13 protein-coding genes (1 of these 13 running past the window's edge) are annotated in these 13,975 nt (G+C 56.7%); 6 read left to right on the plus strand and 7 right to left on the minus strand.

What is annotated here, in order from left to right; all coding sequences use genetic code 11:
* Window positions 1-49 precede the first annotated feature (49 nt).
* Window positions 50-646, minus strand: a complete 597-nt coding sequence (gene hisB, locus RMR16_RS13455; RefSeq protein ID WP_320201008.1) for an imidazoleglycerol-phosphate dehydratase HisB — start codon at window positions 644-646, stop codon at window positions 50-52.
* 199 nt (window positions 647-845) lie between these two features.
* Between hisB and hslV the strand changes: the two genes are divergently transcribed.
* The 4 genes from hslV (at window position 846) to RMR16_RS13475 (ending at window position 6,174) form a co-directional block, all read left to right on the plus strand.
* Window positions 846-1,373 carry an ATP-dependent protease subunit HslV gene (gene hslV, locus RMR16_RS13460; RefSeq protein ID WP_320201007.1) on the plus strand — a complete coding sequence of 176 codons (528 nt, stop codon included), beginning with the start codon at window positions 846-848 and terminating at the stop codon, window positions 1,371-1,373.
* 76 nt (window positions 1,374-1,449) lie between these two features.
* Entirely contained in the window at window positions 1,450-2,760 is a 1,311-nt protein-coding gene (gene hslU, locus RMR16_RS13465; protein WP_320201006.1) for an ATP-dependent protease ATPase subunit HslU, read from the plus strand.
* A gap of 167 nt (window positions 2,761-2,927) precedes the next feature.
* On the plus strand, window positions 2,928-3,881 hold the full coding sequence (locus RMR16_RS13470) for a DUF1402 family protein (RefSeq protein ID WP_413786029.1): 954 nt from the start codon (window positions 2,928-2,930) through the stop codon (window positions 3,879-3,881).
* Between the two features lie 124 nt (window positions 3,882-4,005).
* Window positions 4,006-6,174 carry a malate synthase G gene (locus RMR16_RS13475; RefSeq protein ID WP_320201005.1) on the plus strand — a complete coding sequence of 723 codons (2,169 nt, stop codon included), beginning with the start codon at window positions 4,006-4,008 and terminating at the stop codon, window positions 6,172-6,174.
* Between the two features lie 12 nt (window positions 6,175-6,186).
* On the opposite strand, the gene RMR16_RS13480 is transcribed toward RMR16_RS13475, so the two are convergent.
* Window positions 6,187-6,633 (minus strand): winged helix-turn-helix transcriptional regulator, encoded by a 447-nt coding sequence (locus tag RMR16_RS13480; protein WP_320201004.1) that lies wholly within the window; start codon window positions 6,631-6,633, stop codon window positions 6,187-6,189.
* 98 nt (window positions 6,634-6,731) lie between these two features.
* Between RMR16_RS13480 and RMR16_RS13485 the strand changes: the two genes are divergently transcribed.
* Window positions 6,732-7,955 (plus strand): MFS transporter, encoded by a 1,224-nt coding sequence (locus RMR16_RS13485; protein WP_320201003.1) that lies wholly within the window; start codon window positions 6,732-6,734, stop codon window positions 7,953-7,955.
* 72 nt (window positions 7,956-8,027) lie between these two features.
* On the opposite strand, the gene RMR16_RS13490 is transcribed toward RMR16_RS13485, so the two are convergent.
* Window positions 8,028-8,717, minus strand: a complete 690-nt coding sequence (locus RMR16_RS13490) for a L,D-transpeptidase (protein ID WP_320201163.1) — start codon at window positions 8,715-8,717, stop codon at window positions 8,028-8,030.
* A gap of 185 nt (window positions 8,718-8,902) precedes the next feature.
* Between RMR16_RS13490 and RMR16_RS13495 the strand changes: the two genes are divergently transcribed.
* Window positions 8,903-9,388, plus strand: coding sequence for an MmcB family DNA repair protein (locus tag RMR16_RS13495; RefSeq protein WP_320201002.1), 486 nt, complete (start codon window positions 8,903-8,905; stop codon window positions 9,386-9,388).
* A 3-nt stretch (window positions 9,389-9,391) separates the two neighbouring features.
* Here the strand turns inward: RMR16_RS13495 and RMR16_RS13500 are convergent, their stop codons facing one another.
* From RMR16_RS13500 to RMR16_RS13515, 4 genes are all read right to left on the minus strand, one after another.
* Window positions 9,392-9,982, minus strand: coding sequence for an ActR/PrrA/RegA family redox response regulator transcription factor (locus tag RMR16_RS13500; protein ID WP_320201001.1), 591 nt, complete (start codon window positions 9,980-9,982; stop codon window positions 9,392-9,394).
* Window positions 9,983-10,095: 113 nt separating this feature from the next.
* Complete coding sequence (locus tag RMR16_RS13505) at window positions 10,096-11,421, minus strand: ActS/PrrB/RegB family redox-sensitive histidine kinase (protein WP_320201000.1); 1,326 nt, start codon at window positions 11,419-11,421, stop codon at window positions 10,096-10,098.
* A 19-nt stretch (window positions 11,422-11,440) separates the two neighbouring features.
* Window positions 11,441-13,921, minus strand: coding sequence for an ATP-dependent helicase HrpB (hrpB, locus tag RMR16_RS13510; protein WP_320200999.1), 2,481 nt, complete (start codon window positions 13,919-13,921; stop codon window positions 11,441-11,443).
* A gap of 17 nt (window positions 13,922-13,938) precedes the next feature.
* Window positions 13,939-13,975 carry the 3' end of an ornithine cyclodeaminase family protein gene (locus tag RMR16_RS13515; RefSeq protein ID WP_320200998.1) on the minus strand. It continues 908 nt past the right edge of the window, so only the last 37 of its 945 coding nucleotides appear in the window; the start codon falls outside the window, past its right edge; it ends in the stop codon at window positions 13,939-13,941.

The following is a 13,975-nucleotide window of genomic DNA, read 5'->3' on the forward strand; positions in this document are numbered from 1 at the left end:
CGAATTGTCCGAAAACCGCTTTATACTTTTCGGTTCGATGCTGCGGCAGTTAAGCCAGCGTACCCTTGGTCGAAGGGACGCGGTCTGCTTGCCGGGGGTCGATCTCGGTTGCGGTGCGCAATACGCGGGCGACCGCCTTGAAGCATGTTTCGGCGATATGATGGTTGTTGGCGCCATAATGGTTGAGGATATGCAGGGTGATACCGGCATTCTGCGCCAAAGCCTGAAAGAACTCACGCACCAGTTCCGTATCGAAGGTGCCTATCTTGGGCGCGGAGAAATTGACGTTCCAGACCAGAAAAGGCCGACCGGAAATATCCACCGCCGCCTTGGTCATGGTTTCATCCATGGCAAGGTCCAGCGAGGCGTAACGGGTGATGCCGCGACGTTCGCCCAGCGCCTTGGAAATGGCTTGGCCGATGGCAATGCCGGTGTCTTCCACGGTGTGGTGATCATCGATATGCAGGTCGCCCTTCACGTCGATGTCCATGTCGATCAGCGAATGGCGGCTGAGCTGGTCCAGCATATGATCGAAGAAACCCACGCCGGTGGAAATCGTCGATTTGCCTGTTCCGTCGATATTCACGCGCACCGAAATGGCTGTTTCGTTGGTTTTGCGGGAAATCTCAGCTTTACGCTCTGCCATCTGGCTGCTCCGTATCAATATTGGGGTTCATTATCAGTAAGGCCCACAAATATCCAGCCATTACATTGCCTTGCGCGGTGGGGCAGGGCGGGGGCGATGTTGACGGATTTGCAATCGCAAAAACCGGACTTACATAGATTGTGAACAGGGCTGCAGATGCAGCCCAGTAGAACGCCCAACAAGGGCAAACAGGTGCTAGATGACGACGATTATTACAGTTCGAAAGGGCGGCAAGGTTGTGATGGCTGGTGACGGTCAGGTCAGCCTGGGCCAGACCGTGATGAAGGGCAATGCCCGCAAGGTGCGCCGCATTGGCAAGGGCGGCGAGGTGATTGCCGGTTTTGCAGGTGCAACGGCAGACGCCTTCACGCTGCTGGACCGCCTTGAAAAGAAGCTGGAGCAATATCCCGGCCAACTGATGCGGGCCGCTGTCGAACTCGCCAAGGACTGGCGCACGGACAAATATCTGCGCAATCTTGAAGCCATGATGCTGGTGGCCGACAAGTCGATCACACTGGCAATTACCGGCAATGGCGACGTGCTGGAGCCGGAACATGGTGCCATCGCCATCGGTTCAGGTGGAAATTATGCCTACGCCGCTGCCCGTGCGCTGATGGATTCGGAAAAATCTGCGGAAGAGGTTGCGCGTCAATCGCTCGATATCGCTGCGGATATCTGCGTCTACACCAACCATAATCTCGTGATTGAAACGCTGGACGCAGAGTAACTGCGCCTCACAAGCCATGGGTTCCGTGGGCCGGGCCAAAAAGGCTGGCCGCAACGGGAACGCCGAAAGGATTGACATGACGACTTTTTCTCCGCGCGAGATCGTCTCTGAATTGGACCGCCACATTATCGGTCAAAACGATGCCAAGCGTGCTGTGGCCATTGCCCTGCGCAATCGCTGGCGCCGTCAGCAATTGGATGAAAGCCTGCGTGACGAGGTCATGCCGAAAAACATCCTGATGATCGGGCCGACCGGCGTGGGTAAAACCGAGATTTCCCGCCGTCTGGCGAAACTTGCCGGCGCGCCGTTCATCAAGGTCGAGGCCACGAAGTTCACCGAGGTTGGTTATGTCGGCCGCGATGTCGAGCAGATCATTCGCGATCTGGTGGAAATCGGTATCGGTCTGGTGCGCGAAAAGAAACGCGCCGAGGTGCAGGCGAAAGCCCATGCCAGCGCTGAAGAGCGTGTTCTGGATGCGCTGGTCGGCTCAACCTCGTCTCCTGCCACACGCGAAAGCTTCCGCAAGAAGTTGCGCGATGGTGAGCTGGACAAGAAGGAAATCGATATAGAAGTGGCCGATACGGCGTCCGGCATGCCCGGTTTCGATATTCCCGGTATGCCCCCGGGTGCCAATATCGGCGTGTTGAACCTTTCGGAAATGTTCGGCAAGGCCATGGGTGCCCGCACCAAGAAAGTCCGCACCACGGTGGAGAAATCCTATGCCGATCTGGTCCGTGACGAGTCCGACAAGCTACTGGACAATGAGTTGATCCAGCGCGAAGCGGTCAAATCCACCGAAAATGACGGCATCGTCTTCCTGGACGAAATCGACAAGATTGCAGCGCGGGACGGCGGCATGGGTGCGGGCGTGTCCCGCGAAGGCGTACAGCGTGACTTGCTGCCTCTGGTGGAAGGCACGACGGTTTCGACCAAATATGGCCCTGTCAAAACCGACCATATCCTGTTCATTGCGTCAGGCGCATTCCATGTTTCCAAGCCGTCTGATCTGCTGCCGGAACTTCAGGGCCGTCTGCCTATTCGCGTTGAGTTGAAGCCGCTGACGAAAGAGGATTTCCGCCGGATTTTGACCGAAACGGAAGCAAGTCTCATTCGTCAGTATATCGCGCTAATGAAGACCGAAGAGCTCGATCTCGAATTCACCGACGATGCCATCGATGCGCTGGCTGACGTGGCAGTTCACTTGAATTCGTCTGTCGAGAATATCGGTGCGCGGCGTTTGCAGACCGTGATGGAGCGTGTGCTGGACGAAATTTCGTTCAACGCGCCGGATCGTGGTGGCTCGGCGGTGAAGATCGATCAGGCCTATGTGAAGGAACATGTCGGCGATATCGCCGCCGACACGGATCTCTCGCGATATATTCTTTAAAAAACGCCCCAAAATTACAAAAATGAAAGAGTGCGGTAATTGTTGCCGCACTCTTATTTTACTGGCCTTCTCTCGACATTGACCCAAGCTTTTCGCTAATGAAAGCTTTAACGGCTCTTAACGGCAGGTTCCGGTCTCGGCACCGGGCAAGGAAAAGGCATCCGCTCGTGCGTAAAACTCTTCTGGCATTGGTCACCCTTCTGGCCTTTGGCGCGGCCTCGCAATCTTATGCGGAGGCTGCGACCGTTGTTCCCCCGGGCAACCGCAATGCGGAACAGCCTGCCATTCCCGGCGCATCGGCCCGGCGTACGAAAGGGTCCAGTTCCACCTTCGACCGTAAATACCAGAAAGTGCTTGATCTGCTGTCTGGCGACAAAGAACTGATTTCCAAGATCAAATCGACCGCAGGGCGTTATGGTATCGATCCAATCCACATGATTGGCGCTATCGTTGGCGAACACACTTACAATGTGGATGCCTATGACCGGCTGCAATCCTATTATGTGAAGGCCGCATCCTACGCCGGAAACAGCTTCCGCTTCGGTTATAAGGATGAGACGATTGCGCAGTTTCTGGCGCATTCGCAGTTTGCGAAATGTGAAGCCAAGCGCGACTCCGCCAGCCTCTGGACCTGTCGCGAAGATGTCTGGGATGGCAGCTTCAAGGGCAAAAAGGTCGATGGCGTAAGCTACCCGGATAATCGCTTCAGCGCAGTGTTCTTCCAGCCATTTTATGCGGGCCAAACCTTTGGCCTTGGCCAGATCAACCCGCTGACGGCGCTGATGTTGTCTGATCAGGTTGCCCGCGTTTCCGGTTATGAAAAGCTGGACGAGAACAATGCGGCAGCGGTTTATAACTCCATCATGGACCCGGATCGTTCGCTGGCCTATATGGCGGCTGCCATTCGCAAATCCATCGATGACTATAAATCGATTGCCGACATGGATATTTCCAAAAATCCCGGCCTGACTTCGACGCTGTATAATCTGGGTGGATCGCAACAGCGCGCTGCCGCTCTGGCGCAAAAGAACCGGCAAAGTGCAGGTCCGGTCTGGCCGGAAGAAAATTACTACGGCTGGCTGGTCAACGACAAACTGCCGGAGCTTCAAAAGCTTCTGTGAGTTTCGGAAAAGGTTTTGCCGATTGTTTCCAAAAAAGAAAAAATCTTTGGCATCGAGTTGCGATTGACGAGCAGCCCTCACAACGTCCACTCTGCCGGGAATAAAACCGACAGGGAGATATCCGGTGAGCCGTATTGAACAGCATGGTCTTTCGTTTGACGAAACGCTCTATCGTTTTCTGAAGGACGAGGTTCTGCCGGAAACAGGTCTGGATGCCGACGCCTTTTTCGTGGGCTTTTCCGATATTGTTCACACGCTGTCTCCCAAAAACCGGACGCTGCTGGAAAAACGCGATGTGTTTCAGGAAAAGCTGGATGGCTGGTACCGCGCCAACGGCGCGCCGGTTGATCTTGCCGTTTACGAAACATTCCTCAGAGAGATTGGTTATCTGCTGCCCGAAGGCGGTGCCTTCAAGGTCGAAACGCAGAATGTCGATCCTGAAATTGCCCGCTTGGCCGGTCCGCAGCTTGTCGTGCCTGTCATGAACGCGCGCTACGCTCTGAACGCCGCCAATGCCCGCTGGGGTTCGCTCTACGATGCGCTTTATGGCACGGATGCGATTTCGGACGCCGATGGCGCTGAAAAAGGCAAGGGTTACAATCCCAAGCGCGGTGAAAAGGTCATAGGCTGGGCGCGTGAGTTTCTGGATCGCTCTGCACCACTCAACGAAGGTAGCTGGTCTTCTGTCTCCGGTTTTAAAGTCACGGATGGCGCGTTGCAGGTCAATATTGGCGGCACATGGAGCGCATTGGCTGATCCTGCCCAGTTTGCCGGTTATGGCGGTGAAGTTTCAGCACCGTCCAGATTGCTGCTCACCAAAAATGGCCTGCATGTCGAAATCGTCATCGATCCATCGACGGCGATTGGCAAAAGCGATGCCGCAGGCATTTCCGATGTCATCCTCGAATCGGCGTTGACGACGATTATGGACTGCGAGGATTCCGTCGCGGCTGTGGACGCGGAAGACAAGGTTGTCGCTTATCGCAACTGGCTGGGCCTGATGCGCGGCGATTTGACGGAAGAGGTGGCAAAAGGTGGAACGACGTTCACGCGCCGCCTGAATGCCGACCGCAATTATACCGCGACAGATGGTTCAGCGCTGACGGTGCCGGGTCGCTCTTTGATGCTGATCCGTAATGTCGGCCACCTGATGACAAATCCGGCCATTCTGGATCGCGAGGGGGCGCAGGTGCCAGAAGGCATTATGGATGCAATCATCACGGCGCTGATTGCGCTTTACGATGTCGGGCCAAATGGTCGTCGCCAGAACTCCCGCGCCGGCTCCATGTATGTGGTGAAGCCGAAGATGCATGGCCCCGAAGAGGTGTCGTTTGCGTCGGAGATTTTTGGTCGCGTCGAAAAACTGGTCGGCATGGCAGCCAATACCATCAAAATGGGCATTATGGATGAGGAACGTCGCACGACAATAAACCTCAAGGAATCTATTCGCGCCGCCAAGGATCGTGTGGTCTTTATCAATACCGGATTCCTCGATCGTACCGGTGATGAAATCCACACCTCGATGGAAGCTGGCCCGATGATTCGCAAGGGCGACATGAAGCAGGCGTCATGGATTGCCGCTTACGAAAACTGGAATGTCGATATTGGTCTGGAATGCGGCCTTTCCGGCCATGCGCAGATCGGCAAGGGCATGTGGGCCATGCCGGATCTGATGGCAGCGATGCTGGAACAGAAGATCGCCCACCCCAAGGCTGGCGCCAACACGGCTTGGGTGCCGTCTCCGACCGCTGCAACGCTTCACGCCACGCATTATCACAGTGTCGATGTGGCATCGGTTCAGAGCGGCTTGAAAAGCCGTGAGCGGGCGAAGCTTTCCGACATTCTCTCCGTGCCGGTCGCGGTGCGCCCGAACTGGAGTGCTGAGGATATCCAGCGCGAACTCGACAACAATGCGCAGGGCATTCTCGGTTATGTCGTGCGCTGGGTCGATCAGGGCGTCGGTTGCTCGAAGGTGCCAGACATCAACAATATCGGTCTGATGGAAGATCGCGCCACTCTGCGCATTTCAGCACAACACATGGCCAACTGGTTGCGCCATGGTGTCGTTTCGCAAGCGCAGATCGTTGAGACCATGCAGCGCATGGCGGCTGTGGTCGATAAGCAGAATGCAGATGATTCGGCCTACACGCCGATGGCTGGAAACTTCGAGGGTTCAATTGCCTTCCAAGCCGCCATCGAACTGGTACTAAAGGGCAGGGAACAGCCGAATGGCTATACCGAGCCGGTTCTCCACCGCCGCCGTCTGGAGCTGAAGGCCAAACAGGCGAGTTGATAACGCATGGTGTTATGGACGGGCAGCGACGATGCGTGTGTCCGTCCATGCCAGCTTGCGACCGTTGGATGCTGACAGTTCAAGTCGGGACACCGGATCGCCAGCATTGGCATCTACCAGCACGGAACGTGGTTCATCCGGGCGGTAAAGATGTTCTTCGCCCCATTGCCGCATCGCGACGATGATGAGAAAAAGCCTCTGGCCTTTTTCCGTCAGGACATATTCCCTGTAGGCGCTGCCATCGGAAGCGGGGGCCAGATCAAAAACGCCAGCCTCGACAAGATCGCGCAGGCGCGCCGTCAACATTCCCTTGGCAATACCGAGATTCTGCTGAAACTCGCTAAAACGTTTGATGCCGTCAAAGGCATCGCGAACGATGAGCAGTGACCACCAATCACCAATAGCATCCAGACTTCTGGCAACTGGACATTCTGCCTCCCGAAAACTCTTCCGCTTCATGTGTCATCCGTCTCCCATTCAAATCTGGTTCTAAAATAGAACTAGAATCGTGAAGCGGCAAGTGGTCTTATTATAAGACCACATAGGGAGCCGATATGATGGACACTGGAATAACGGTCAGCAAGCCAAGCCAGAGCAGGGCGACCAACAGCAATCTGCCCGGATGGATCATTCTGATTTTCGCGATAACGGGCGGCATCAGCGTTGCCAATATCTATTATGCGCAACCGCTTCTCGACCTGATGGCAGCGGATTTCGCGATTGACCCGGCCACGATCGGCCTTGTCGTGACGCTGACGCATGTGGGTTACGCAACGGGGCTTCTGTTCGTTGTTCCACTGGGCGATATGGTTGATCGCCGCACGCTGATCCTTTGCCAAACGCTGTTGTCGGCTGTTGCCCTTGCCGTGGTGGCCACGGCACAGGGAATCGTGACCCTGTTTGCCGGAATGATTGCCGTCGGACTTCTGGCTGTTGTGGTGCAGGTGCTTGTTGCCTTCACCGCCACTTTGGCGGCACCAAAACAGCAGGGACGAGCCGTGGGGCTTGTCACGAGCGGTGTCGTAATCGGCATCCTTGCTGCCCGCTTCGTCTCAGGAGTGCTGGCGGATCTCGGAGGCTGGAGAACGGTCTATGCTCTTTCGGGCATGTTGATGGTGGTGATGGCGGGACTGCTTTTCGGCATTCTGCCACGTCATGCCCCAGTCAGCCGGACCGAGAGTTATGGCGCGATCCTGAAGTCCGTGCCGATTCTTTTTATGCGCGAACGGGTGTTGCGCGAGCGGGGCATTCTGGCGTTTCTGATCTTCGCCAGTTTCAGCACCTTGTGGACGGCCATGGTCTTGCCGTTGAGCGCACCGCCTTTTGGCCTGTCACACACCGATATTGGCCTGTTTGGATTGGCGGGATTGGCTGGCGCATTGGCGGCAAGCGGTGCAGGCCGTCTTGCGGATCGCGGCTTGGCACGCCGGACAACGGGTGTGTCGTTGGCGGTGCTCGGCCTGTCATGGTTTGCAATCGGCTTTTTGCCGCACTCCTTGCTGGCCTTCGTCCTCGGCGTGGTTCTGCTGGATTTTGCCGTTCAGGCCGTACACGTCACCAACCAAAGCCTGATCTTTGCCGCTCGTCCCGAAGCACGTAGTCGGCTGGTCGGCGGCTACATGGTGTTTTATTCGGCGGGCAGCGCGGTTGGGGCCATTTCCTCGACGACCATCTACGCAGGCTTCGGCTGGACTGGCGTATCCATTCTCGGTGCCGTCTTCAGTTTAACGGCCCTGCTGTTCTGGTTGTTGACAAACATTGAGACGTCGCACAAATCCTGAACATGCGTCCCTACAGCAAAAAGGCCGCCGGATTTCTCCGGCAGCCTTTATCATCTTGCACCATAATCCTGCTTACTGGATCACGATGACCTTGGAGCTGGTGCCGGGGCGGACGCGGCTGTAGAGATCGATCACGTCCTGATTGATCATGCGGATGCAGCCGGAAGAGGCCGCCGTGCCGATGGATGCCCATTCTGGCGAACCGTGGATGCGGAACAGCGTGTCCTGACCCTTTTCGTTGAAGAGGTACATGGCGCGTGCGCCGAGCGGGTTGGAAAGGCCCGGACCCATGCCGCCCTCGACATATTTCGCAATTTCAGGTTTGCGAACGGCCATTTCCTTTGGCGGATGCCACATTGGCCATTCCTGCTTCCAGGCAACATAGGCCTCACCGGCCCATGCAAAGCCCTGCTTGCCAACGCCGATACCGTAACGCACAGCCTTGCCACCCGGCAGGATGTAATAAAGGAAGCGCTCGCGGGTATTGACGATGACCGTGCCTGCCTTTTCCGGTGTTTCGAAATTCACGATCTGGCGGTGGAAACGTTTGTCCACGCGGTTGATCGGAATGGCCGGCAGGGCATAACCGGCGTCGGTCGTTGCACCGTAAACTTCGTCACCGAAGATTTGCGTGGTTTCGACAAAGGCGGGTGCTGCGGCCACAGGGCGAGCTGAAGATGTTTCAGCCGTCGTGGACGCGCAACCCGTCAGAGCGAGTACGGACGACAGGCCGAGTGCAGTCAAGGAATTGCGAATGCGCATGATGTTCTCGCGGGAAATATCGCCCATATGAGGCGATGCATGAAGCTCTATTGAATAGATGGGTTATTTTCGATTAATCTTATCTTGGCAAGCCGTTGCACCGCAGCAAAAGAATATGGCGCGCGAAATTGCGAGTTGATGGCCTTTTTGCAACAACTTTTGGCCGGTTTTTATAGGTTTCATCCATGACTATTCTTTCCATCGTCAACAACAATCCGTTAATCGACGGTCGCCAGTCCGAAAGGGCCATGCTGGTGCGCCGCGGCGTGCAGATATTGTTGAATGAGATGCGCCATTCGGTTTTACCGGAATTGTCGCTGGCCAGCGGGCGGCGGGCCGATCTGATCAGCCTTTCGGTGAAGGGGGAAATCTGGATTATCGAGATCAAATCCTCCATCGAGGACTTTCGGGTGGATCGCAAATGGCCGGAGTATCGCCAGCATTGCGACCGGCTGTTCTTCGCCACGCATGGAGAGGTGCCACTGGATATTTTTCCAGAAGACTGTGGGCTGTTTGTTTCGGATGGATATGGCGCGCATATGGTGCGTGAAGCGCCGGAGCACAAATTGCCACCAGCGACGCGAAAGTCGCTGACGCTGGATTTTTCCCGCACCGCCGCGCGGCGTTTGCTGATGGCCGAGTGGTCTACCGGCAAGGATTATTCGGATTGACGACTACTTGGGTGCCCGCTTGGCCAGAATGCGCTGTAAAGTACGGCGGTGCATGTTGAGACGACGCGCCGTTTCGGAAACATTGCGCTCACACATTTCATAAACACGCTGAATATGCTCCCAACGCACCCGGTCTGCCGACATCGGGTTTTCCGGCAGGTCCATCTTGTCGCCTTCGCGCTGCGTCAGCGCGTTGAACACATCATCCGCATCCGCCGGTTTGGCCAGATAATCCAGCGCGCCGAGCTTTACCGCTGTAACGGCGGTGGCGATGTTGCCATAGCCGGTCAAAACCACGATTTGCGTATCGTCGCGGTGCTGGCGGATTGCTTCGATAACCTCCAGCCCGTTGCCGTCCCCCAGCCGCAAATCGACGACGGCATATTTGGGTGGCGCAAGCTTGGACTTTGCAATGCCTTCGCTGACCGATTCGGCGGTATCCACGGTAAAGCCGCGCGCCTCCATGGCGCGGGCGAGGCGGCGCAGAAACGGGCCGTCATCATCAACGATCAGAAGAGACGCGTCCGGTCCAATCGAATCCGCTGCCGTCAGATTGGCGGCTTGCGTTTCCCGGCTTTGTTTATCGTCGCTCATCTTTAAACCTCCAGCCCAAGGCGCATTCGTGATGCGCAGCTTAAATCATTGACCTCTACTACAGCATCGGCCCGAAAATCGTAATCGATTTTCGGAAAGCACGATGCGTAGATTCATAGAGTTAGAGCGTCATTAGATGCTCTAGCGTCCATAATGTCGCGTGGCCATACAACCGTTACTCTGGCCCCTGCGGCATGTGGTCCACGGTTCTCAAAGCTGAGCGTAGCACCAGACCGTTCCAGCAGCGTTTTTGCGATAAACAGCCCAAGACCCAACCCCCCTGCGCGGGCTTCGTTCTGGCGTTTCGTTACATAAGGCTCACCGATCCGCGCAAGAATATCCGGCGCATAACCATGTCCGTCATCCTCGATCATGACTTTCACGCGCTGGCTGTCATGCTCCACTGTAATCGTCACAAGCTCGTTTGCATAATCGACGGCGTTTTCAATGAGGTTGCCAAGACCGTAAATGATACCAGCATTTCTGGCACCCACCGGTTCGTCACTGCGGCTGCTTTTTTCAATGAGCCTCAGCTTGATGCCGAATTCGCGGTGAGGGGCCACAACTTCCTCAATCAAAGAGGAAAGCGGCAGCTTGCGCAGATGCTCTTCACCTTCGGCAGAAAGAGAGGTTAGTCGGCGAAGAATATCGCGGCAACGCTGGCTCTGACTGCGCAGCAACGCTACGTCTTCTCTGAACCGCTCATCATGGCCGAGTTCCCGCTCCATTTCCTTTGCCACGACGCTGATCGTTGCAAGCGGTGTGCCTAGCTCATGTGCTGCCGCTGCTGCCAGACCATCCAGTTGCGAGAGATGTTTTTCCCGTTCCAGAACCAGTTCTGTTGCGGCCAACGCATCGGCAAGCTGGTTGGCCTCATGCGATACGCGGTAGGCATAAAAGGCGGCAAACAGCATCATGGCGACGATGGAGCACCAGATGCCGACATGAATAATCATCTGGATCGGCAAGACCTCACCCGGATACCACGGAACCGGGAAGGGCGAAAACGCAATCGCCGAGGCGCAAACCAACGCGAAAACCAGCAGGATCAGTGAATGTTTCAGCGGCTGCGAGGCGAAGGCGATGATCACCTGTACGCAGATCAATGGCGCGAAAGGATTGGAAAGCCCGCCTGTGATATAGATCAGCGCCGTCAATTGCAGCAGGTCGAAAGCCAGCAGGAGTGTCGCTTCCCACGGGTCGAGGCGATAGGTGGAGGGAAAGCGCGCCGATAGGAAAAGGTTGGCAACCGCCAGCGCGCCGATCAATATCGCGCAGGTCAGCAAAGGCAGCGGGAAGTTGAGGCCGAACGCGACGATGAGGATCGTCGCAGTTTGCCCGACCACGGCCAACCAGCGCAGCCAGACGATGGTTTGCAAGCGAATGTGACGGCTGGCGCGGCCAAAATGCGTATTTTCTTCTGGCTGAAGAACTGCCATCCGCCTGTATCCTTTAAACTCAAGTGCCGCGTGGTTTGACGCGATTTGTGGGTTGTGCCGAGGCAGGGTCTTCCGGCCAAGGGTGGCGCGGATAACGCCCGCGCATATCTGCACGCACGTCTTTCCAAGAGCCTGCCCAAAAACCGGGAAGATCCCGTGTTGTCTGTATCGGCCTGTGGGCGGGCGAGGTCAATTCCAACAACAGTGGCAATTTGCCGCCTGCCACCGCCGGGTGCTGCTTGAGGCCGAACAGTTCCTGCACGCGAATGGTGATACTAGGCTCTTCGCCGTCATAACTGATGGCGTGCCGTTGGCCGGTTGGGGCTTCAAAATGAGTCGGCAACAGCTTTGAAAGTTCGCGTTGTGCTGAATGCGGCACCAGAGACAGCAGACCATCCATAATGCCGCCAGACTTGATATCCTGAACGCTTTTGGCATCGTGCTGGAAGGGAATGAACCATTCATCCAGACGCGTAACCAGCGCTTCATTGCTGGTGTCAGGCCATGGCTCGCCAATGGTACGGTGCAGAAACCCCAGACGTTGGCGCAACTGTTGCGCCTCTTTGCTGAGGGAAAGAAGGGTCAGGCCATATTCCCGGATGCCATTGGCGAGAGCCACAGCGGCCTTTTCGCCGGTCGGTTTTCCAAGCGGCGTCTCGTCCAGAATGATAGCGCCGATGCGGGTCACACGACGGGCGCGAACCTGTCCGCTGGCCTTGTCGAAAAACAATTGTTCTTCTTTGCTGATGGCATCCGGCAAATGCTCTTCCACGTCCTCACGTCGGATGGATGCTGCCGCAAGGATGCGTGGCTGGGCGGCGCGTCCGGTGACATCCGCCACGACAAGCATTTTTTCAGCTGCCAGACGCTCGGTTTCAGCAAGCTCCGCGCCACGACCGTTCGCCATCACGTAACGCCCCCTTGCGCCACGCTGAAAGGCAATGCGGTCGGGATAGGCATGCAGCAGAAGTTCTCCGGCGGTCACTGGCGTTGCGGTGAGGCTCTGCGCTTTATCGGTAACCGAAGAGGAAATGCGTTTTGCCAAACCTTTCGCCGCATTGGCGCGCTCACCCTTCTCATATCGGAAGCGGCGAAGCCTTTCTTCAAGATCGATATCGCTGCCGCCCAGCCCTTGTTCGGTCAGCAGAACAGCCAGCAGCGCCGCATCCGTGCCGTGGCCATTCTCCTGCGCCGCAATCACCATGGAGGCTAGGCGAGGTGGAAGGGACAACTCGCGGATTTTCTTACCCCGTGGCGTGATCGCGCCCGCTGCATCCAGCGCACCGAGACTGGCCAACAAGGCGCGGGCTTCATTCAGCGCTGTTTCTGGGGGCTGATCCAGAAAAGACAAAGTGGCCGGATCGGTCACCCCCCAATGGGCAAGATCAAGTGCCAGACCGGAAAGATCGCTTGCCAGAATTTGCGGTGGTGTGAAGGCGGGCAGGGCAGCCGTTTGGCCCGCGTGCCATAGCCTGATTGCAATGCCCGGTTCCGTTCGGCCCGCACGTCCAGCCCGCTGATCTGCCGAAGCGCGGGAAACCTTCACGGTTTCCAGCCTCGTCATGCCGGTCGAGGGTTCGAAAACCGGCAGACGCTGCAAACCGCTGTCGATCACGACGCGCACGCCATCGATGGTGATGGATGTCTCGGCAATGGAGGTTGCCAACACAATCTTGCGCTTGCCGGTTTCCGCCGGTTTGATCGCGGCGTCCTGTTCTTTCTGGGAGAGATTACCAAAAAGCGGAATGACATGCGTTTGCGGCCCAAACCGACCTTCCAGCCGCTCGGCGGTGCGCATGATTTCGCCTTGTCCGGGAAGGAAGGCCAGAATCGATCCCTCTTCGGAATTGTGGGCCTCGATGATGGCCCGAGCGATCCTGTCTTCTATCCGCTCGTTTCCCGTCCGGTCATCATGGCGAATATCTATAGGGAAACTGCGGCCCAGACTTTTGATCGTGGGCGCGTTCGTCATCAGCGCGCTGATTCTCTCGACATCCAGCGTGGCCGACATCACGACAATGCGAAGATCATCGCGAAGCCCCGCCTGCACATCCAGCGCCAGGGCAAGGCCGAAATCGGCATCCAGCGAACGTTCGTGAAACTCATCGAAGATGACAGTGGAAACGCCAAGTAGTTCCGGATCATCCAGAACCATGCGGGCAAAGACACCCTCCGTCACCACCTCTATGCGGGTTTTGGCGGATATACGGTTGTCCAACCGCATACGGTAGCCCACGGTTTCGCCCACTGTTTCTCCCAAAAGCGAAGCCATGCGGCTGGCCGCAGCGCGTGCCGCCAGCCGTCGTGGTTCCAGCAGAATGATTTTGCCATCGCCACGCCATGCTTGATCCAGCAGGTAAAGGGGCACAAGTGTCGTTTTGCCTGCACCCGGCGGGGCGGAAAGCACTGCTTGCGCACGCGTCGCCAGTGCCTCGCCAATATCGGCAAGCACGTCCATTACCGGCAGGGTGGGCAGCCTTCGCTGTATAGTCTGTGTCATGCCACTCACGAATTCCGTTATTTTGCCGTCCTACTCTCATAAGCGAGGATAGCG

Origin of the sequence: Agrobacterium sp. rho-13.3, from assembly GCF_033957765.2 — a bacterium.
Lineage (GTDB): Bacteria > Pseudomonadota > Alphaproteobacteria > Rhizobiales > Rhizobiaceae > Agrobacterium.